The 21,172-nt window shown below is 42.9% G+C and carries 15 protein-coding genes; 1 reads left to right on the forward strand and 14 read right to left on the reverse strand.

What is annotated here, in order from left to right; all coding sequences use genetic code 11:
- Window positions 1-242 precede the first annotated feature (242 nt).
- Window positions 243-890, forward strand: coding sequence for a LysE family translocator (locus tag D0T84_RS05770; protein ID WP_163306907.1), 648 nt, complete (start codon window positions 243-245; stop codon window positions 888-890).
- Between the two features lie 5 nt (window positions 891-895).
- Here the strand turns inward: D0T84_RS05770 and D0T84_RS05775 are convergent, their stop codons facing one another.
- The 14 genes from D0T84_RS05775 to D0T84_RS05840 form a co-directional block, all read right to left on the reverse strand.
- The gene (locus tag D0T84_RS05775; RefSeq protein WP_163306909.1) at window positions 896-2,278 is read right to left on the reverse strand and encodes a DUF6056 family protein; all 1,383 of its coding nucleotides are present in this window, start codon (window positions 2,276-2,278) and stop codon (window positions 896-898) included.
- A 96-nt stretch (window positions 2,279-2,374) separates the two neighbouring features.
- Window positions 2,375-4,924, reverse strand: coding sequence for an adenosylcobalamin-dependent ribonucleoside-diphosphate reductase (locus D0T84_RS05780; RefSeq protein WP_163306911.1), 2,550 nt, complete (start codon window positions 4,922-4,924; stop codon window positions 2,375-2,377).
- Window positions 4,925-5,476: 552 nt separating this feature from the next.
- On the reverse strand, window positions 5,477-6,232 hold the full coding sequence (locus tag D0T84_RS05785; RefSeq protein ID WP_163306913.1) for a zinc ribbon domain-containing protein: 756 nt from the start codon (window positions 6,230-6,232) through the stop codon (window positions 5,477-5,479).
- 107 nt (window positions 6,233-6,339) lie between these two features.
- The gene (locus tag D0T84_RS05790) at window positions 6,340-7,434 is read right to left on the reverse strand and encodes a Nif3-like dinuclear metal center hexameric protein (RefSeq protein WP_185155696.1); all 1,095 of its coding nucleotides are present in this window, start codon (window positions 7,432-7,434) and stop codon (window positions 6,340-6,342) included.
- Between the two features lie 558 nt (window positions 7,435-7,992).
- The gene (gene asnS, locus D0T84_RS05795; RefSeq protein WP_163306915.1) at window positions 7,993-9,393 is read right to left on the reverse strand and encodes an asparagine--tRNA ligase; all 1,401 of its coding nucleotides are present in this window, start codon (window positions 9,391-9,393) and stop codon (window positions 7,993-7,995) included.
- Between the two features lie 146 nt (window positions 9,394-9,539).
- The gene (locus D0T84_RS05800) at window positions 9,540-10,901 is read right to left on the reverse strand and encodes a pseudouridine synthase (RefSeq protein ID WP_163306917.1); all 1,362 of its coding nucleotides are present in this window, start codon (window positions 10,899-10,901) and stop codon (window positions 9,540-9,542) included.
- A gap of 67 nt (window positions 10,902-10,968) precedes the next feature.
- Window positions 10,969-12,315 (reverse strand): adenylosuccinate lyase, encoded by a 1,347-nt coding sequence (gene purB, locus D0T84_RS05805; protein WP_163306919.1) that lies wholly within the window; start codon window positions 12,313-12,315, stop codon window positions 10,969-10,971.
- Between the two features lie 290 nt (window positions 12,316-12,605).
- Window positions 12,606-13,712: a DegT/DnrJ/EryC1/StrS aminotransferase family protein gene (locus tag D0T84_RS05810; RefSeq protein WP_163306921.1), complete on the reverse strand. Its 1,107-nt coding sequence runs from the start codon at window positions 13,710-13,712 to the stop codon at window positions 12,606-12,608.
- Window positions 13,713-13,716: 4 nt separating this feature from the next.
- Window positions 13,717-14,499 (reverse strand): hypothetical protein, encoded by a 783-nt coding sequence (locus D0T84_RS05815; protein ID WP_163306923.1) that lies wholly within the window; start codon window positions 14,497-14,499, stop codon window positions 13,717-13,719.
- Window positions 14,500-14,555: 56 nt separating this feature from the next.
- Window positions 14,556-16,214 carry a DNA repair protein RecN gene (recN, locus tag D0T84_RS05820; protein WP_163306925.1) on the reverse strand — a complete coding sequence of 553 codons (1,659 nt, stop codon included), beginning with the start codon at window positions 16,212-16,214 and terminating at the stop codon, window positions 14,556-14,558.
- 55 nt (window positions 16,215-16,269) lie between these two features.
- Entirely contained in the window at window positions 16,270-17,472 is a 1,203-nt protein-coding gene (locus D0T84_RS05825) for a metallophosphoesterase (protein ID WP_163306927.1), read from the reverse strand.
- A gap of 138 nt (window positions 17,473-17,610) precedes the next feature.
- Window positions 17,611-18,738 (reverse strand): metallophosphoesterase, encoded by a 1,128-nt coding sequence (locus D0T84_RS05830; protein WP_255495226.1) that lies wholly within the window; start codon window positions 18,736-18,738, stop codon window positions 17,611-17,613.
- 221 nt (window positions 18,739-18,959) lie between these two features.
- Window positions 18,960-19,640, reverse strand: a complete 681-nt coding sequence (locus D0T84_RS05835; protein WP_163306931.1) for a zinc metallopeptidase — start codon at window positions 19,638-19,640, stop codon at window positions 18,960-18,962.
- Between the two features lie 198 nt (window positions 19,641-19,838).
- Window positions 19,839-21,104, reverse strand: coding sequence for an adenylosuccinate synthase (locus tag D0T84_RS05840; RefSeq protein WP_163306933.1), 1,266 nt, complete (start codon window positions 21,102-21,104; stop codon window positions 19,839-19,841).
- Between the last annotated feature and the right edge of the window lie 68 nt (window positions 21,105-21,172).

Genomic DNA, 21,172 nt, shown 5'->3' on the forward strand with positions numbered 1-21,172 from the left:
CGAATAATTCATGCCAACCAGTAATAGAACAAACTCGGAGAATGCTAATTGATATAATTAACAAAAAAGAGCAATTAGATTAAAAATATTTAATGGTTCCCTTTGTTTTAGCTAATAATATACCCAGTTTCGGGATTTTGATACTATCTTTGTGCAGATGAGGGATGTTTCTGTCTATCTAAGTTTATACTTCTATAGCTATACCATGTTGAAAAACAGGTGTTCCCGCTAAAAAAGAGTTAATGGTATCTATCATTATAAATGGATTGTTTATTGGTTTTTTATCTTCCGCACCTATGGGGCCGGTGGGTATGTTGTGCATACAGCGAACCCTGAACGAAGGAAAAAGACACGGACTGTTTACAGGACTTGGGGCTGCAGTAGGCGATATGCTGATAGCATTATTAGCTATTATCGCGGCCTTAGGATTGGGCTTTAGTACTGAATTTATTCAACAGCACGAAGGTCCGCTAAAGGTTGTAGGCAGTATCGTCCTTATTGTATTCGGATACGTTGTTTACAACAAGAACCCCTCGAAGAATATAACAAAGCTGAAAGAAAACTCAATGTCATTCTGGAAAGTATTCGTTTCTTCCCTTATCCTTACCATATCCAATATAGCTACGCTCTTCCTCTATATAGCCCTTTTTGCCCGTTTTAATGTGATTGACGCCGACAAACCTTTCGGGTACGACCTTATTACCATCTTATTTATAGGTATAGGCGCCATATTGTGGTGGTTGCTTGTGACGTACATTGTGAACAAACTACGCACCCGTTTCAATCCGAGAGGGCTTCAGATATTTAATAAGATAATTGGTGTGCTGCTGATTGGCCTTGGGGTTGCGGGTATTATTACCGGAACGCTGATGGGCATTGACTTCTTCTGATCCGGTCAGTTCTTCAACCTGATTTTTATTCCATAATAACGAGACATCAATACTTCCGAATACGGGTCTTCGCCATGTATATATGCGCTCCCGTTGTATTGCTCAAACACACAGGAATCCAAACCTTTCGACTTTGCTTCCTCTATTATTGCTTCACGTTGGGCTACTATATCCCCATAGTTTCTGAGATCTTTTATGCTTAAATAAAAAGTGAATACGAAGCTGATTAAAGCTACTGAGATAACGGAAAATCTGACCTGTCTTAAAAAACTATTCCTGTAATCGAGATGATAGATACAAATACCTGTCGCTATAATCAGGAACGTAACGACACCGAATAGCGCCCTTCGCGGAAACGATGGTGATAACAGCATCGCATACACTGCGGCCATTGCTGCAATCCCGTATATGAAAACAAGTTTCAGGCGGCTTTCCTTTTCTCCTTTCGGAAAACGGTTATATACAATGAGCATAACAAGGCTGACGAGCAGGAGAGGCCCGCTATAATAGAAAAGGGTCAGCGTCCATGTAAACAGGCGGTACCCCAAAGTGTACAAATTAAGCGATACCGAATCGCCTGCCCTCATATAATTGCCGGGAGCCAGTATCATGACGGCAAATCCGGCAATAGCGCCAACTAGCCCGCAAACTGCCCAAACGGGCACCTGCCATTTACGGGAACGAAAATAGACGATATATAATATTCCGCCCAGGATCATTGCCGCCGCGGTATTCTCATTTGTCCATCCGGCCAATATGCCTAAAAAGAGAATGCATATTGAGGCCACAACCCGAAACGGAGTATTGGTATGTTTAGCTTCATACAGGCGATATGGCAACAAAAAGAGTAAGATAAGGCATGTGCCCCACAGGTAGTTAGCCGAACCGGTTATCCACAGGATAGTATCTCCAAAAACAGGCTGCAGGAACCATATAGCCATATTTATCAGGATAAACAATGAAATACTGCTTTCCCTTTTGCCCTTTATATGCAAATAGATAAGGAACACATATCCAAGATAAGCCAGCGAATTCAGCAGGTCGGCAATACAGGACGGCAGCATCAGCAATGCCTGCGCGATAAAATGTACCACGCTTCGCCCTCCCCATAAATAGTAGTGGTTGACCTGCGAATGTATGATGTCGCCAAGGGAGGATATGCGCCCTTCTTCGCCGTAAATATACAGATAAGCAAAATCGTCGGAAATAACAGGGGTAAATATATTCAGCAGGAATATAGCTGAAAAACATACAAGCAGCACAATAGTCCAGCAAATAGGCCTTCCCACTTTTGAGCCTGCAGATGCATTGAGGAATGCATCAAACTTATCATACGTTTTGCGTATAAAAGAAATCCCTCTCTCAAAAGCATCCGACTGAATATCCATCAATGAAGTAATTTAATCAATGCAAAATTACGATAAAAAATAAAAGCAGCAAGTTATAATTCTTGCTGCTTTTGATTTAATTATATGAGATTACTTTTATCCGCACTTAGAAGCGCCACAGTTTGTACACTTCATACAGCCTTCCTGATATATCAGTGTTTCGAGTCCGCATACAGGGCATTTTTGTCCTTTAGCTTCGGTTTCGTTAGGCAGGTACTTTTTGAGGGCACGCTCAACACCGTTTTTCCATGTATTGATCGTTTCGCTGTTCAGTTCCAGCCCCTGTACCAGTTTTACAACCTGGTCGATAGGCATACCGTAACGAAGCACTCCTGATATAAGCTTGGCGTAATTCCAGAACTCCGGATTGAATTTTCCATTCAGGCCTTCGATTGTAGTCTTATACCCTCTTTTATTCTTGAACTGGAAGTCGTATGAACGTTGCCCTTCATCATTCATCGTCTTGATAATGACTCCGTGGTTTACATTCTTCGGTAAGACGAGTCCCTCATCGTCATCGGACAAACCTGTGAAAATTTCGTACGGGCGCCCGTCCAATAAGCCGATAAAGGCGATCCATTTTTCTTTGTTGTTCTGGAATTTGATAACATCAGCCATCAATTCGCGTGGACGTTCCATCACTATTTGCGGACGTTCGTAGCAGTCCCCGCAGTCTTCTTCCTCCTTCTTCTTGTCGCTGTCGTTGGCAATGAGTACACCCGCGCGCGAGCCGTCACGGTAAACGGTGCATCCTTTGCAGCCGCTCTTCCATGCTTCTATATATAGCTGGTTTACCAGATCTTCGGATACATCGGCAGGCAGGTTGATGGTAACGCTGATGGAGTGGTCTACCCATTTCTGTATACGTCCCTGCATTTTCACCTTTTGCAACCAGTCCACATCATTCGATGTAGCCTTGAAGTATGGTGATTCGGCCACCATCTTTTCCACTTCCTCGTTAGTATATCTTTTGGCTGTAGGGTATCCTTTGCTTTCCATCCATGTTACGAATTTGTGGTGGAATACAACATATTCTTCCCACGAATCGCCATTTTCGTCTATGAAATCCACACGTACATCCTTGTCGTTAGGATTAACCTTGCGGCGGCGTTTGTAAACAGGCAGGAATACAGGTTCTATACCCGATGTAGACTGCGTCATCAGGCTGGTGGTGCCTGTAGGGGCTACGGTAAGACAGGCGATATTACGGCGTCCGTATTTTTCCATATCTTTATATAGCTGAGGGTCAGCCTCTGCCAGACGATTGATAAACGGATTGTTTTTCTCGCGATTAATATCGAATATTTCAAATGCGCCGCGTTCTTTTGCCAGCTCAACCGACGAGCGGTATGCGGCAATAGCCAGTGTGCGGTGTACTTCTTCGGCGAAGGCCGTAGCTTCCTCCGTTCCGTAACGGAAGCCCATAGCGGCGATCATATCCCCTTCGGCTGTTATGCCTACTCCTGTACGGCGTCCCTGCAATGTTTTTTTACGTATTTTTTCCCAAAGATGCCTTTCCGGCCATTTTACCTCTTCTGTTTCGGGGTCGTCTTCTATTTTTTTCAGGATTTTATCAATCTTTTCTGTTTCAAGGTCGATAATATCGTCCATGATGCGTTGGGCAAGCCCTACATGTTTCTTGAACAGTTCGAAGTCGAAGTAAGCATCCTTTCTGAACGGATTAACGACATACGAATACAGGTTGATTGCCAGCAGGCGGCAACTGTCGTAAGGACAAAGCGGAATTTCGCCGCAAGGATTTGTCGAAATCGTTTTAAAGCCGAGGTCTGCGTAACAGTCCGGAACAGATTCCCTGATGATGGTATCCCAGAATAATACGCCCGGTTCGGCTGATTTCCATGCATTATGAACGATTTTCTTCCATAACCCAGTGGCATCGGTATCTCTTATGGTTGTCGGATTTTTAGAATCTATCGGGTACTGTTGTGTATATTGTGTGCCGTCTACCACAGCTTGCATAAACGCATCGTCAATCCGCACCGACACATTGGCTCCCGTTACTTTTCCCTCTATCATTTTGGCATCGATAAAGGACTCTGAATCAGGGTGTTTGATAGATACACTCAGCATCAATGCGCCACGGCGTCCGTCCTGAGCGACTTCCCGTGTAGAGTTGGAATATCTTTCCATGAACGGCACCAATCCTGTAGATGTAAGGGCTGAATTTTTTACAGGAGACCCCTTCGGGCGGATGTGTGATAAGTCGTGCCCTACACCGCCTCGGCGTTTCATTAGCTGCACCTGCTCTTCGTCGACACGTATAATAGCCCCGTATGAATCGGACGGGCCATCCATCCCGATCACAAAACAGTTTGACAATGAGGCTATCTGGTAATTGTTGCCAATGCCGGTCATCGGGCTACCTTGTGGTACAATATATTTGAAATGATCGAACAGACCATACAGGTCTTTGTTCGTAAGTCCGTTCTTATACTTTGCTTCGATGCGGGCTATTTCATTAGCCAGACGCCAATGCATGTCTTCCGGCGACAATTCGTAAATATTGCCGGTCGCATCTTTCAATGCGTATTTGTTTACCCATACTTTAGCGGCAAGTTCATCGCCGTCAAAATAACCTAATGCTGCATTATATGCCTCATCAAAAGTGTAAGCCTTCTGTGCCATCTATCTATATTTTATCTTTTTTAGAAAATTCTATCTTGTGTGAGTAGCATTTTGTTTTCCCGATGCAATATTAGTCATAATATAAGGATGAAACAAACGTTATAAGTTTTATTTATTAACAAAAACAAAAGTTTTCCATTTCAAAATGTAATTATTTAATATACAGGATTTTAAATTTTACTGTTTAAGAAAAAGTTTTCCAATTTGATTTTTGTATGGATAAAAAATTAAAACAAAGTATTATAGATAAAGTTTATGAAATAAGCAAAAAAAATAACCGGAAAGATTATTTTAACCTTTCCGATTATTATACAATTAAATTAAAGTAACTGTTTAAATTTTATACGAACATTTTATTATACCTTTTTCTTCGTTCATTTTTAGGCTGTTTTCGGCTGTTTTTTCCTTTCTCTCAACTCAACCAACGGTCACAGGAGCGAAGCGTATGTAAATAGCCCGCTATTATCGTTTCGAGGAAGAAAAAAAGCATCTCTAAAACATCTCTAAAAATTTGAACGAATAAAATTTAAATAGTTACTAAGTAACTGTTCCTTATTTTTCTGCGGCTATCAATTCAGGGTCTATCATGATACGCCCGCAATATTCGCATACAATAATTTTCTTACCTATTTTGATATCCATTTGCTTTTGTGGCGGTATCTTATTGAAGCAACCTCCACATGCGCCACGCTCGATACACACAACTGCCAAACCATTACGCGCACTTTTACGGATTCTCTTGAACGCGGTTAAAAGACGAGGCTCTACTTCCGCCTCTATATCTTTTACTTCTTCGCGAAGCTGTTCTTCCTGCTGCTTGGTTTCGGAGACGATACCCTCAAGCTCTTCTTTCTTCTGAGCGAGGTCGGCAGAACGCTCTCCAAGGAAAGTTTTGCTTTTACTTATTTGCTCGGTAAGATTTTTAGATTCCTGAGTAAACTCACGCGTACGTTTCTCGGAAAGCTCTATTTCTAAAGTCTCGAATTCGATTTCCTTACTCAGGTGGTCAAACTCGCGGTTGTTACGTACATTATCAAGTTGCTCTTTATATTTGGAGATTTTAAGTTCGCTGTCTTTTGCTTTTTGCTTCTGGTGCGAAACAGCTGTATCAGCTTCCTTCAATTCAGTTTCGTATTTTTTGATACGTGTTTCAAGGCCGATAATTTCGTCTTCAAGGTCTGCTACTTCGAGAGGTAGCTCTCCGCGAAGGATCTTGATATTATCTATTTCAGATAGCTTCTGTTGCAGGGCGTAAAGCGTTTTCAGCTTATCCTCTACCGTAATTTCTTTTTCGATTTTTTTAGCCATAGGGGTATTTATTAATGAATTATTATCATAAAAAAATGCAGTAATCAGACAGTTTATTATCTTCTTACTACATCATCCGTAATAAACGGGAGTATATCGCCGCCTGATTACAAATACTTGACAGGATTCGCGTCAAACCCTGACATATATACTACAAAGGTAGGATATTTTTTTGAAATAATATCAAAGAATATATTCTTTGTGAATATTTCAGATTCGTAATGGCCTACCACTGCGAGTAATATCTTGTCTTCCACATCATAGAAGTCGTTATACTTTGCTTCCCCCGTTATGAATACATCCGCGCTGTACGATATTGCCTTGGGTATAAGGAACGCTCCGCTGCCACTACATATGGCCACATCACGCACAGCCTTCCCCCTCAGCTGCGAGTGCTGCAATGTGTTGAGGTGGAAAGTATCTTTTATCTGGTACAGGAAGTCTTCTTCATCCATTTCTTCGGGCAAGGTACCTACGATACCACTGCCGGCTTTTTCCCATACATTCTGCAATGTGTAGAAATCATAGGCTGGTTCTTCATACGGGTGCACAGATATCAGCGCCCGCTGTATTTCGGACTGCCTGTAAACAGGAAGTATCATTTCTATACGGGTTTCGGGTTCGGTATGGAGTTCACCTGTTTCGCCACAGTATGGCTTTGCCTCTTCTCCCGCCCTGAATGTACCTGTACCTGTTATATTATAGCTACAGGAATCATAATTGCCTATAGAACCTGCTCCGGCGTTAAACAACGTATTGCGTACAAGCTCGGCGTGTGAGTGGGGCACAAATGTGACTAGTTTCAGGAGTTTATCTTTTTGCGGATCTAATATGCGTACATGTTGCAGGTTGAGCATATCGGCAAGGTAACGGTTGATGCCTTCGGCCGCGTTATCCAAGTTGGTGTGTGCGGCGTATACGACTATATCATGCTTGCATGCTTTTATCATACAACGTTCTATATAGTTTTTCCCGGTCAGCGACCTGAAGCTACGGAAGGCAAGCGGGTGATGCGAGATAACCAGATTGCAGCCAAGGGCTATAGCTTCGTCTATTACGGCTTCTGTAACATCTATACAGACAACCGCTCCTTTGGCTTCCTGATGGATGTCCCCTATTTGTATACCACTATTGTCGAACCCTTCCTGTAAAGGGATAGGGGCAATTTGCTCTATTGCATGCAGGATTTCTTTTATCTTCATAATTCAGGCTTTTTCAATATCAAAGATAAAGTTTTGGAAGAATAATTACTAATATTAGAGTATATATTCAATAAAAGAGTAAGATGCATATTTTTAGGAGTTTTAGTTGGAGGGTGTGTCATAAGTAATTTTCACTTTCATTTTGTCATGTTGAACGGAGTGAAACATCCCGTATCCGGAGGGTCGGGATTCTTCATTGCATTCAGAATGACAAAGAGAGTAACAATTTAATAGACTGTTTTTACTTATGACACACCCTCATAATAATACAGATAGAAAACGACTTTAGTCAAAACATTTTGGCTAAAGCCATTATCTGATTAGACTATTATCCTCCAGCTAAAGCAGGAGGCAATTAAATAACAGAGAATAAACCATATATAATCTTATTGAATATAAACTCTATTGAACTATAAAGAATAGAAAGAATCTGTTATTGATGACAGTAATGGTATAGAATTCAGGCTGACAAATACCGGATGATACGGCGAAACTCTTAAAGTAAAAAGAGCAGTAAATTGATTGTTACTGCTCTTTCTTATTATATTAATTCCAATATCAAAACTCCGCGTTATTCGGTGTGCGGGGGAACGGTATCACATCTCGGATATTGGCCATACCTGTGATAAAGAGGATAAGGCGTTCGAATCCTAATCCGAACCCTGCATGTGGGGCTGTCCCGAATTTACGGGTTTCCATATACCACCAGATAGGGTCGGTGTTCATTCCCAGTTCCTTGGTGCGGTTAACCAGCTTATCATAATCTGCTTCACGCTCCGAACCTCCTATTATTTCGCCAATCTTAGGGAAAAGGACATCCATGCCACGAACGGTTTTGCCGTCTTCGTTCTGCTTCATATAGAAGGATTTGATCTCCTTCGGATAATCGGTCAGGATAACAGGGCGTTTGAAGTGTTTCTCTACCAGATAACGTTCGTGCTCTGACTGAAGGTCTGCTCCCCAGTAGACAGGGAACTCAAATTTCTGTCCGCTCTTTTCCAATATCTCTACACCCTCGGTATAAGTAAGGCGTACAAAATCGTTTGCAATAACGAAATTGAGGCGTTCTACCAATTCTTTATCAAAGTGCTCGCTAAGGAAGTCGATATCATCTTTGCAATGTTCCAGTGCATATTTTATCAGATACTTCAGGAAATCTTCTGCCAGATCCATGTTATCATTGATATCATAGAAGGCTACTTCCGGCTCTATCATCCAAAACTCGGCAAGGTGGCGCGGCGTATTTGAGTTTTCGGCTCGGAAAGTAGGCCCGAAGGTATAAATAGCGCCAAGGGACATTGCTCCCAGTTCGCCTTCAAGCTGACCCGAAACAGTCAGGTTGGTCTGACGGCCGAAGAAGTCTTCGGAGTAGTCAACCTGCCCTTTATCGTTACGGGGCGTATTATTAAAGTCAAGAGTGGTTACCTGAAACATCGAACCCGCACCTTCTGCATCAGAGGCTGTTACGATAGGTGTATGGAAATAGAAAAAGCCGTTATCGTTGAAGTACTTATGAATAGCATAAGACATGTGATGACGTATACGGAATATCGCGCCAAAGGTATTTGTCCGCGGGCGCAGATAGGCGATTTCCCTCAAAAACTCCAACGAGTGTCCTTTTTTCTGCAACGGATAGGTTTCAGGATCTGCCGTTCCGTATATTTCTATCGTATCGGCTTGTATTTCCATCGTCTGACCTTTTCCCTGCGATTCTACCAATGTGCCTACAACATGGATACAAGCTCCGGTTGTAACCGGCTTGAAGAATGCTTCTCCAAATTTTTCGACATCGGCAACAATCTGAAGATTATGAATTGTAGACCCATCATTAAGGTGAATAAAGCTCACATATTTATTACCACGGATAGTCCTTACCCATCCTTTAACATCTACAGTCGCTCCAAATTCTTTCTTCTTCCGGAGCAAATCTACAATTTTTGTTCTACGAATACTTTCCATTTTTGTAAGTGTATAATAAGAGCATACAAAAGTAATAAAAGTAACGCTTCTCAGCGAATCTTTATTCCGTTACTTTTATTTTTAGCCATGAAATATATTTAATTATAAAAAATAAGCGTAAGGTAATCCTCACGCTTATATATTATTTATTCAAAGGCTCCCATACGAAGCATGTTTACCTCTTTTTCTGTCAGATAACGCCACTTACTTCTTGGTATATTCTTTTTAGTAAGTCCGGCAAAGTATACACGGTCGAGCTTTATTACCTGATAGCCCAGTTTTTCAAATATACGGCGTACTATACGGTTACGTCCCGAGTGTATTTCGATACCTACAACGTTCAATGTGTCTTCTGACTGATACGCTATAGAGTCGGCATGTATCTCTCCGTCATCCAGTTCTATACCATCAGCTATAGCCTGCATATCTTCGATGGCTACATCACGGTCAAGTGTTACCTGATAGATTTTTTTCTTCTTAAATTTAGGATGCATCAGTTTCGACGCCAAATCGCCATCGTTTGTCAGCAGCAACACCCCTGTCGTATTCCTGTCGAGACGGCCTACCGGATAGATGCGCTCGGGGCAGGCATTCTTAACCAGATCCATTACCGTAAGGCGGTTTTGGGGGTCGTCGGATGTCGTCACACAATTCTTTGGCTTGTTCAGAAGGACATAGACTTTACTTTCGAGACGTACGGGTTGGTCGTGGAATGTAACTAAATCGCCACGGGTAACCTTAGCCCCCAATTGATCGACAACCTCTCCGTTTACCTTCACTACACCGGCTGTGATAAAGGCGTCTGCCTCACGACGGGAACATACTCCCGCATTAGCCAGATACTTATTCAATCGCAACGGAGTGTTCGGGTCTATATTTTCTTTATACTTTACAGGCTTAACCAGTCGCTTGATACCTTCGGCTCCTCTGCTTCCACCACGGTTGATGGATGGCCTGCGGTCATTATTGCCAAAGTTGCGTCCACCGCCACCATAGCTATTACCGCCACGGTTGCCGCCGCTGCCATAGCTATTGCCACCGCGGTTGCCGCCTCCATAACTGTTGCCGCCGCTACGGTTACCGCCTCCATAACTGTTACCTCCATAACTGTTACCGCCACTACGGTTGCCACTGCCATAGCTGTTACCGCCGCCACGGTTACCTGAATAGCCGCCACGATTGTCGGAATAGCCACCGCCACGATTATCGGAGTAACCTCCACCTGACTGACGTTGGTTTCCATACGAACGGCGTTCATCGCTGCTCCTGTCATAAGAAGGTCTTGACTGACGTTCCGATTGATAAGATGATCCTTGCCTGTCCCTGTCTCCACCCGTCTTATATGGATTCCTGTCTTTTCCACGATCTGTATTGATATCATACGCCTGTTTACGTAGGTCACCTACACGCGCACGTTTCTTTTTTGCCGGTTCTGCTCCATTTGAATTGTTTTCTGATGATGAGTAACCATCCCGGCCTTCTCTATCATTTCCATTTTCTGTCACCATTGTTTTCCTTTTGTTTAATTATAATTTAATTTTTTTTGATAACCTCACGGTTATCGGTTAATTTAAATTACACCCCTGTATAAGTATGCGGTGTAATCTTTCTCAGTTCGTCTTTCACGGCCTCACTTACATCCAGCCCGTTGATAAAGCCGGCAATAGAATCTGCCGTTATCACGCTATTGGTACGGGTAAGTGCTTTCAGGGCCTCGTATGGTTTAGGGTATCCCTCGCGACGCAATATCGTTTGTATTCCTTCTGCCACAACAGCCCAACAGTTGTCCAGATCCTTAAATAACATGTCATTATTCAACAATAATTTATCTAGTCCTTTCAATGTACTTTGTATCGCTATCGCAATATGCCCTATAGGTACGCCCACATTCCGCAGGACTGTAGAGTCCGTCAAATCCCTCTGTAAACGCGACACCGGCAGTTTAGATGCCAGATGTTCCAGGATGGCATTGGCTATTCCCAAGTTTCCTTCCGCATTTTCGAAATCGATAGGGTTTACCTTGTGCGGCATTGCCGATGATCCTATTTCCCCTTCTTTTATCTTCTGCTTGAAATATTCCATTGATATGTATTGCCAAAAATCACGATTAAGGTCTATCATGATTGTATCGATACGTTTCAACGCGTCAAAAACGGCTGCCAAATTGTCATAATTTGAAATTTGCGTAGTCCATTCTTCTCTTTCCAAGCCTAACTTTTCGGAAACGAACTTGTTTCCAAAAGCTTTCCAGTCATATTCGGGGTATGCTACAGTGTGAGCATTATAGTTTCCTGTTGCTCCTCCAAATTTTGCAGACAGCGGAACGGATTTGAGCAACTGCAACTGGGTTTCGAGGCGGCTCACAAAAACCATAATCTCCTTGCCTAAGCGTGTAGGAGACGCGGGTTGCCCATGCGTTTTGGCCAGCATAGCCACGTCAGTCCATGCTGTCGCCTGATTTCTCAGTTTCACTATCAGTTCATCGAGGAGTGGGTAATATACATCATTCAGGGCGTCTTTCAGAGAAAGAGGAACAGATGTATTGTTTATATCCTGGGATGTAAGTCCAAAATGGATGAACTCTTTATATTGTTCCAAACCTCCTAACTCGTCGAATTTTTCTTTTATAAAATATTCAACGGCTTTCACATCATGGTTTGTTACTTTTTCCGTTTCTTTTATGCGTAAAGCATCTTCTTCCGAAAAATTATCAACAATATTTTTCAGTTTTGGAAAAACAGACTTATCTATATTTTTCAACTGAGGCAGAGGCAATTCGCAAAGCGCAATAAAATATTCTATTTCAACCTGTACGCGATACTTAATAAGGGCATACTCCGAAAAATAATCTGCTAGTTTTTCTGTTTTATTACGATAACGACCATCTATTGGCGAGATGGCTGTCAAGGAGGTTAGTCTCATTTTTATGTTATAAGTACTTTTGTGTTTTTTAATATTCCTTTCTTGAAATTCTCTTTTTCGATATCACTATTTACTTCGAACTACAAATATATAACAAATATTATTTCTAACGGCTTATAAGACAAAGAAAGTGGCTGTTTTTTTATCTTTTTCACACACTGAAAAAGATAAAATAGAAACCGCTGAATTATTTACCTTTATATTCCAATTATTTTCATACTTTATGAACGGTTTGCGACACATAAAAAACAGACTCTAAGTAACCGTTCCTTTCTTTTTACGGAAAAAATTTAAATAGTCCCATAGTTATTTAATGTGTCAACAATCTTATTCAGTTCTTCTTTCGTCAAAGACGGATAGAGCGGAAGGCTCAACACCTCATCCTGCAATTGTTCGGCGACAGGCAGGCTCAAGTGGCTCAGTTCGGCATAAGCCTGCTGCCGGTGTATAGCATGCGGATAATGTATCTGCGTTTGTATACCGTTATCGGAAAGATATTGCTGAACCCTGGCGCGCTCTTGGCAACGGATAACGAACAGATGGAACACATGGCTATCCCAGCCCTTTACTTCCGGCAGGATAAAAAAATCATTCTTTATGTTTTCCATATAGAACCGGGCTATCTCGCGGCGCAGGGCATTATCTTCATCAATATATCCCAGCTTGACGGAAAGTATGGCCGCCTGTAGTTCATCAAGACGGGAATTCAATCCTTTATATTTGTGTATATATTTTTCGTCCGATCCATAGTTCGACAAAGCCCTTATGATGCCTGCCAATTCCTCATCATTAGTAGTAACTGCCCCGGCATCGCCCAGCGAACCAAGATTCTTTACAGGATAGAAGCTAAATGCCGCCGCATCGCCAACACTTCCGGCTCTCCGCCCGTTGTATATCGCGCCATGCGCCTGAGCAGCGTCTTCAATCAACAGAAGACTGTGTTGGTCCGTTATCTCCCTGAGTTCGTCCATAGCGGCCACTTGCCCGTAGAGGTGGACGGCAATCACGGCTCTGGTTTTGCCTGTTATCTTTTCCTTTACTGAAACAGGGTCGATATTATATGAACCTATGTCACAGTCGGCCGGCACAGGTGTCAGTCCGGACTGGGTAACGGCCAGAGCCGTAGCAATAAATGTATTGGCAGGAAGGATTACTTCATCACCTTCCTTTATTTTACCTAACTGCATATACCCCATCAGTATAAGGCGGAGAGCATCAAGCCCGTTGCCCACCCCGACACAATATCCTACACCACAGTAAGATGCAAAATCTGCTTCAAAGTAATTATTCTCGCGTCCTCTGATATACCAGCCCGAATCGACAACACGGGATACCGCCTCCTTTGTTTCGGAAGCATATCGCTCGTTTTCGCGTTTCAGGTTAAGGAAAGGTATCATTTTTTTAATTATCTTTCTTTGCTTCACAACGCACAGACCAGAAGCCTGCAAAAGCACTGTTTTTATATTTTTCTGCAATTTCTATAAGCCTTGCAAAATCGACTTCACTCATTTCATAAAATTGTGAATAATCGCTTATCCATCCTCTGGTTATTACATAAATCTGCCGGTTCTCTTTTTGGATATAGAGCCATGCAACACTTTCGTCTTCTCCGGCTATCCTCAATGTAAAATCAGCCTCAGATATCCATTTGTCTTTATCCGGTTCTATTGCTCCGAAATACTTTGCACCTCTTATAACCTCCAATATTTTTTCCTGATCCGGTTTCTCTATATTGGATTTATCTATCACATCGAAAGGGTCATATTCTGTACTCCCTGCCTCAACAGACATAACGGTCTGCCTAAAAATTACCGGATTAGATAGCATTACAAACGTATTATCACTTACCTGCCTACTCCATTGCCCCTTGTATATATCATCTATAGGTATTTTTTTCACAAAGATACTATCTGTAGTATTTATCAGGTCTACATATAAGAGAATCTCTCTCGATGAAGAATTATATGTGTATTTTTTTCCTGAATAACTATAAATATATGGAGCATCATGCAATTCCCCGTTCTCTGTAATATAAACAGACTTTGTATTAGAATTTTTCTCATTGCCATAATAAAATTCCCCATTCCCGGCAAAATAGAATGTTTCGGCACTAATGCGCCCTATTATCGGGCCACCCTCGCTATTCGTCCACAATTCTCTTTCATACTGCGCATTACACTTCAAACATGAAAGAAACAAAAAAACGAGTATACTTATATAAAAAATATTTATTCTCATTACTATAGTCCCAGCATTACCCTCGCATTCTGCACAGCGGCATCCGTTACAGTAGAGCCGCTCAGCATCCGGGCTATTTCGTCAAGCCGTTGGGCATCCGACAACTGAATGAGATGAGTAGTAGTAGCCGCTTCGTCATCCGACTTATACACCTTGTAATGCACTTTGCCCTTCGCCGCTATTTGTGGCAAATGGGTAATGGCTATTACCTGCATACTCTTGCCAAACTCGCGCATCACTTCGCCCATCTTATCGGCTATCTCGCCCGAAACTCCCGTATCTATTTCATCGAATATGATGGAAGGCAATGCCGTAGCGCCCGCGATCATCGACTTGAGACAAAGCATCAGACGCGAGATTTCGCCGCCGGAAGCAATATCAGCCACGGGTTGTAAAGGCACATTCTTATTTGCCGAGAACTGGAACAACACACTGTCCATGCCATATATATTCGGATGCTCTCCGGCTATAATATCACACTTGAAGCGGATATTGGGCATACCCAGATAGGCAACCCTGTCGGTCAGTTCCTTCTCGAAACTACCGGTTATAGCCAACCGCTTATCACTCAGCTGCTGAGCCAAAGCCAGCATTTTTTCGTGTTTTTCGCGCACTTCCTTCTCTAGCAGTACAACCTGTTCGTCAGAAGACTCTATACTTTCTATCTTTCGCTTAAACTCCTCATACAAAGCCAACAGGTCGGCAATAGTCTCTACATGGTACTTTTTCTGTAAGGTATAAATTATATCGAGACGCGACTCGATAAAAGCCAGGCGTTCGGGGTTGAACTCCACATCATTGGCCAGCTTGTCCATTTCGGAAGCGAGGTCTTTCATGTCGATGTAAGCCGTCTGTAAACGCTCCGAAATCTCATCTGATTTTGAATAAACCTTAGCCAGTTGCTGCGCCGTGTTCAGGCTCTCTTTAAGCTCCGACACGATACCGCTGTCGTCATCCGACAGTAGGCTATGTATCCTGAATAACGCGGATTTAATATCTTCGGCATGGGTAAGGGTTTCCTGTTCTTCTTCCAGTTCTTCCTGCTCCCCGTCCTGCAAAGCCGTCTCTCTCAGTGATTCGATCTGGAAACGCAGGTAGTCTTCTTCTTCCTTGCTTTTCTTCACAGACTCCTTCAATTCATCCAATGCCTTTTCAGCCTGCTTGTAGAAATGGAATGCCTGTTGATATTTTTTCAGCAACTCTTTATTTCCCGCCAAAGCATCCACTACCTGCATCTGGAAACGGGTATCGGACAACAACAGGTTTTGATGCTGTGAGTGTATGTCGATCAACTGGCTGCCCAGTTCTTTCAGATCGGTCAACGACACGGGGGAATCATTGATAAAAGCCCTCGACTTACCCGAAGACAGGATTTCGCGACGGAGGATATAGTTGCCGGGGTCGTACTCTATGCCCTTCTCTTCACAGAAGGCTTTAAGGTCATAGGCCGAAACGTCAAAAGCTCCTTCTATCACGCATTTGCTTTCTCCTTGCTTGATAGCCTTGATATCGGCACGCTGCCCGAGTATGAGCGATAATGCACCCAGAATAATGGATTTACCGGCTCCTGTTTCGCCGGTTATAACAGAAAAGCCCTGTTCGAAGTCTATTTCGAGGCTGTCTATTAGCGCGTAATTCTTTATGTATAGTGACTTTAGCATATAGTAGTTATACCAGTCCTTCCTTGCCTCCCCAAAGGGGAGGTTATAGCCCCTCCTATGGAGGGGTTGGGGAGGCCTTAAATTTTACATTCAATACGACTATCTCCGATATTGTGCCAATCCTGTATTGAGGCCCTGCCAGCCCCAGGCCGGATGACACATATATATGTGTATTCTCTTTCTTCTTATATCCGAAAGGCAGTTCGTACATAGACCTGACTTTCATGCTTTCGGGTACCAATCCCGTGTTATATATCATCGAGCTTACCGCCATAATGGTATTCACCGGAAAAAACTGCCCATTGTGCGTATGTCCGTACACGGCTATGTCGGCACCTGCGTCTACCTCTTCCTGCAAAACATGCGGTTCATGGTTCATTACGATAACGGGATAGTCCTTATTCACACCCTGCATTATTTCGGGTAGTTTTTTCCGCGTTTTGCACTTGTCGTCTTCGCGCCCTACCAGATAGAAAGAGTCCGCGATCAATACCGTTGTATCCCTAAGTACTGTCATTCCCGCCTTTTGGCTCAGCCATAGTATCTTCTCGTCTTCCGCCTCTCCCAGTTCGATGTACTCATGATTGCCTGTGGAAACATATACGCCATAAGGAGCTTTCAATCGCAGAAATTCGGTTTCCATCTGTTGCTCGTACAGGGATTTGGCGTCATAGTCTATTATATCGCCTACCAGCAGTATCAAATCGGGCTTCTGCTCCATTATCTTATCCACATACATGGAAATAATCTTCTTGTCGATAAGGTAGCCCGCGTGTATGTCTGTAGCTACAACTATACGGAGGTCTTTCACATGTGGAGAATGTTTTTCTACCGTCAGGTTCATCTCGGTGACTACCGGATTCCAGAACCTGTAACTACCGTACCCCATCGTAGCGATGACGATAAGCAAAGATGCACAAAAATAAATAAGTCTGGGCTTTCTGGATGCAAAATCGAGTGAAAATATTTTTTTCTTCTTGTTTATATATTTTATTAAGTCATATAACAAGAGGAGTACCGTCATATAGATGGTAAAGAGCATCCATGTGGTTCCAACCCAGGCAAAGGTATGAAGCGCATCGAAAGGAAGGTACTTGGATGTGAAGAATCCGATAAAATAGATTATCAGTTCTGCTATGTAAATAGCTGTGTACGGAACTTTAATAAGGTTCTTGTCAGGCAATGCCTGCCAGCCCCTCCAGTAGATATAAGCACTGAGGAATATCTGAACGATTATGGCATTAAAGAAGACTCTCATATAAAGGCACCCCACCCCGGCCCTCCCCAAAAGGGAGGGGGAGCAGAGAGGGTATTATTATTGGTTCATATTCATTTTGTTCATTCTTTCATATACTTTCGGGGCTTTGCTAAAGTCCCCCTTGGGGGATTTAGGGGGCTACTTATTTACATCTATTACAACATATTCGGATTGTGTACCTATACGGAACTTACCGCCCCATATCCCGATACCGGAACTTACATAGATATTGGCATTGCCTTTCTTTATAAAACCATGATCGCGTTCATATATTTTATTCGTTATCAAAGAAATCGGCCAGACCTGTCCCTGATGTGTATGTCCCGAAATTTGTATATCTATACCGTTTGCCTCAGCCTCTTCAAGGTGGTAAGGCTGATGGTCGAGCATGATAACAGGTTTTGCCTGATCCAGTCCCGCAACTAACTCCTGCAACGGTTTACGTGAAGGATTCGACCTGTCGTCGCGTCCGACAACATAAAAACAACTGTCGACCAGCGCCACCGAATCCCGCAGCACCTTTACGCCGGCTTTCTCCATAAAAGCCTCGCTTTCCTTGAATCCGCTTATATATTCATGGTTTCCTATACAGGCATAAATACCCATCGGGGCTTTTATCTTGTGGAATACCTCCGCATAGCGGCCTTCGTTTAACGGACGGACGCTGTTATCTATAATATCGCCTGCTATAAGTACAATGTCGGGATTCTCGGCATTTATCAGGCCTACCCATTTTTCAAACTCCTTTTCGCCAATGCTATACCCCAGATGCAGGTCGCTTATAGCCACAATGCGCAACGACCTGGGTGCAATAGTATCACCAAAGGTTTTATAAATCTGAATGGGCAATTCAACCCTTACTTTCCACTGGTATTTGAGATAACCGCAAATCATCAGCAAAGCTATAAAGCCGACCATCAAACCCAATCCCGCCCAATTGTCTTTGGTGTAGCGGGTAATGGCGTCGCTCGGCATAAAATGCAACAGTTTGTTTGTCAGTCCGAACAGATCTTTCGCCGCCATCACAATAAAGAAATACAACATGATGAAAAGCCATGCCGTACCTACTTTATACAAGAAGGATGTGAGGCCAATAGGGAGCGAATCGCCTACAAGGAAAGAAATAAAAAAGGAAGTGACTGCTATGACAGCAAACGATACGAGTATTACCTTGCCTGCGGCAGAGGGTGGCATCGCAATCCAGAAATGCCTGAATACATAATAATTAGCTAGAATATAAACGACAAAGACTATTATAAAAAACATTGGTTTCATTTATGTGTTATTGTTGTGCCAGTCATATTTAAGGTTTAAAGTTCAACATTTAAAGATTGGAAGTGCCAAGTTTTTAAACATTTAAACCCTAAATCTTTGAATACACCTGTAAAGGTGCAAAGATAAAAAATCCTGATTATTAACATTTCAGTTTATTACAAAAAAAGAGTAGCCGGTGTGACCACTCTTTTTTCTATTTCCTTTATATTCCATCAATTGCGTCGTCCTAATGCAATCATTATATAGTAAATCAATGTTGCCAAAGAGCCGATAGCAGCTATCACATAGGTATAAGCAGCCCATTTGAGAGCGTCCTTTGCCATAGCATGGTTGCCGGTATTTGTTATACCTGCCGTATTCAGCCAAACCAATGCGCGGCTACTGGCATTTATCTCCACCGGCAGGGTAATAAAACTGAATACGGTAGTCATCGCAAATAAAGCTATACCTACCCATATCAACGCCGGGAAAACATTAATCATAAATATACCTGCAAGTATAACCCATGTAACAATATTGGAAGCAAAGCTTACCACAGGCACCAGCGCCGAACGCATTTTCAACGGCCCGTATTCATAAGCATGCTGTACGGCATGTCCGCACTCGTGGGCAGCTACTGCCGCCGCCGCTACACTATTGCTGGCATATACTCCTTCGCTCAGGTTTACTGTCTTATTAGAAGGGTTATAATGGTCGGTAAGCATACCGCCCGTAGAAACTACTTTTACGTCATATATACCATTGTCATGCAGCATCTTTTCGGCTACATCACGACCAGTCATCCCGCTGGATAACGGAATTTTGGAATACTTGTTAAATCTGCTCTTCAACATCTGCTGAACAACAAAACTAGCTATCGCTATCAGTATTAATAATATCCAACCTATAGGCATAGTCTATTCTTTTTTAATGATTTTAAATTCTAATTTATAAGTAAATAAACAAAAAATATGCCAATAGGGTTTATGTCATGTAATATACTGAGACCTCACTCACATTTCTTAATTAAATTTGACTTATTTTTCAGTTTAACCGCAGGGATGTATTGCCGGGTTTGGTGGGCGAAAGTTTATTCGCCCCTACACAATATGTTATTTCCTTATAATCGTTTGCGCCCTGTCGGGCCCTAGTGAAACGATGCTGATAGGCACTCCGAGTTCTTTTTCCAGAAATGAGATATAATCCGTAAATTCTTTCGGGAACTGGTCTTCTTTCAGCATCTTTGTCATGTCGGCCTGCCAGCCTTTCATTTCCACATACACAGGTTTGATGCGGTCATCTACCTCGAAAGGAAATTCAGATACTGTCTTCCCTTCTATCTCGTAAGCCACACAGGCTTTTATTGTTTCAAATGAATCGAGCACATCGCTTTTCATCATGATGAGCTGGCTTACGCCGTCTACCATAATGGCATAGCGCAAGGCGACTAAATCTATCCAGCCACAACGGCGCGGACGTCCTGTAACGGAGCCGAACTCGAATCCGAGTTTGCGCAACTGGTCTCCCGTTTCGTCAAACAGTTCGGTAGGGAACGGGCCGCTGCCTACTCGTGTGCAGTATGCCTTGAAGATGCCGTATACTTCGCCTACATTGCGTGGCGCTATACCAAGCCCTGTACATGCTCCGGCGGTAATGGTGTTCGATGAGGTCACAAACGGGTACGAACCGAAGTCTATATCCAGCATTGTTCCCTGCGCTCCTTCCGCCAGTACTTTCTTGCCTGTACCCACCGCGTTGTTGATGAAGTGTTCGCTATCGATAAATGTAAACTCTTTCAGTTTGGCAATACCGTCGAACCACTCTTTTTCGATACCTGCCAACGCGCTCGTATCAAAGTTATATTGATTGAGTATCCTCAGATGTTTGGCTTTAGCCGTATTGTACTTCTCTTCGAAGTTGTGGAGTATATCCCCCACCCTAAGCCCGTTGCGGCTTATCTTATCAGTATATGTAGGGCCTATGCCTTTGCCGGTGGTACCTATCTTAGAGTCTCCTTTGGCTGCTTCATAGCAGGCGTCGAGCAGGCGGTGGGTAGGCATGATGAGATGCGCTTTTTTTGATATATACAATCTCGATTTCAGGTCGTGCCCCGATTGTTCCAACGCTTCTATCTCTCCTTTAAACAAAGCGGGGTCGAGGACAACGCCATTGCCTATCACATTCAGTTTATTACCTTGGAATATACCGGAGGGAACGGAACGAAGGACATATTTCTTGCCTTCAAACTCAAGTGTATGACCAGCATTGGGGCCTCCCTGAAAACGGGCTACGATTTCATAATCAGGTGTCAACACATCTACTATTTTTCCCTTTCCTTCGTCGCCCCACTGTAAGCCGAGCAATACATCTACTTTCATGTTTTATCTATTTGTCATTTTTTAAGTCGCATGAAATATCCCTGCCAATAACATTACCAGACATTCGC

It is taken from the genome of Dysgonomonas sp. 521 (genome assembly GCF_010501055.1).
In the GTDB taxonomy this organism is placed as follows: Bacteria; Bacteroidota; Bacteroidia; order Bacteroidales; family Dysgonomonadaceae; genus Dysgonomonas.

Excerpts from the sequence above, each read along its gene's own strand:
- D0T84_RS05785 (WP_163306913.1), bottom strand. The coding sequence starts at position 6,232 with ATGGCTAAAAAAATCGAAAAAGAAATTACGGTAGAGGATAAGCTGAAA.
- D0T84_RS05780 (WP_163306911.1), bottom strand. The coding sequence starts at position 4,924 with ATGGCACAGAAGGCTTACACTTTTGATGAGGCATATAATGCAGCATTA.
- D0T84_RS05825 (WP_163306927.1), bottom strand. The coding sequence starts at position 17,472 with ATGAGAGTCTTCTTTAATGCCATAATCGTTCAGATATTCCTCAGTGCT.
- D0T84_RS05830 (WP_255495226.1), bottom strand. The coding sequence starts at position 18,738 with ATGTTTTTTATAATAGTCTTTGTCGTTTATATTCTAGCTAATTATTAT.
- D0T84_RS05810 (WP_163306921.1), bottom strand. The coding sequence starts at position 13,712 with ATGATACCTTTCCTTAACCTGAAACGCGAAAACGAGCGATATGCTTCC.
- purB (WP_163306919.1), bottom strand. The coding sequence starts at position 12,315 with ATGAGACTAACCTCCTTGACAGCCATCTCGCCAATAGATGGTCGTTAT.
- recN (WP_163306925.1), bottom strand. The coding sequence starts at position 16,214 with ATGCTAAAGTCACTATACATAAAGAATTACGCGCTAATAGACAGCCTC.
- D0T84_RS05770 (WP_163306907.1), top strand. The coding sequence starts at position 243 with ATGGTATCTATCATTATAAATGGATTGTTTATTGGTTTTTTATCTTCC.
- D0T84_RS05800 (WP_163306917.1), bottom strand. The coding sequence starts at position 10,901 with ATGGTGACAGAAAATGGAAATGATAGAGAAGGCCGGGATGGTTACTCA.
- asnS (WP_163306915.1), bottom strand. The coding sequence starts at position 9,393 with ATGGAAAGTATTCGTAGAACAAAAATTGTAGATTTGCTCCGGAAGAAG.
- D0T84_RS05790 (WP_185155696.1), bottom strand. The coding sequence starts at position 7,434 with ATGAAGATAAAAGAAATCCTGCATGCAATAGAGCAAATTGCCCCTATC.
- D0T84_RS05775 (WP_163306909.1), bottom strand. The coding sequence starts at position 2,278 with ATGGATATTCAGTCGGATGCTTTTGAGAGAGGGATTTCTTTTATACGC.
- D0T84_RS05840 (WP_163306933.1), bottom strand. The coding sequence starts at position 21,104 with ATGAAAGTAGATGTATTGCTCGGCTTACAGTGGGGCGACGAAGGAAAG.
- D0T84_RS05835 (WP_163306931.1), bottom strand. The coding sequence starts at position 19,640 with ATGCCTATAGGTTGGATATTATTAATACTGATAGCGATAGCTAGTTTT.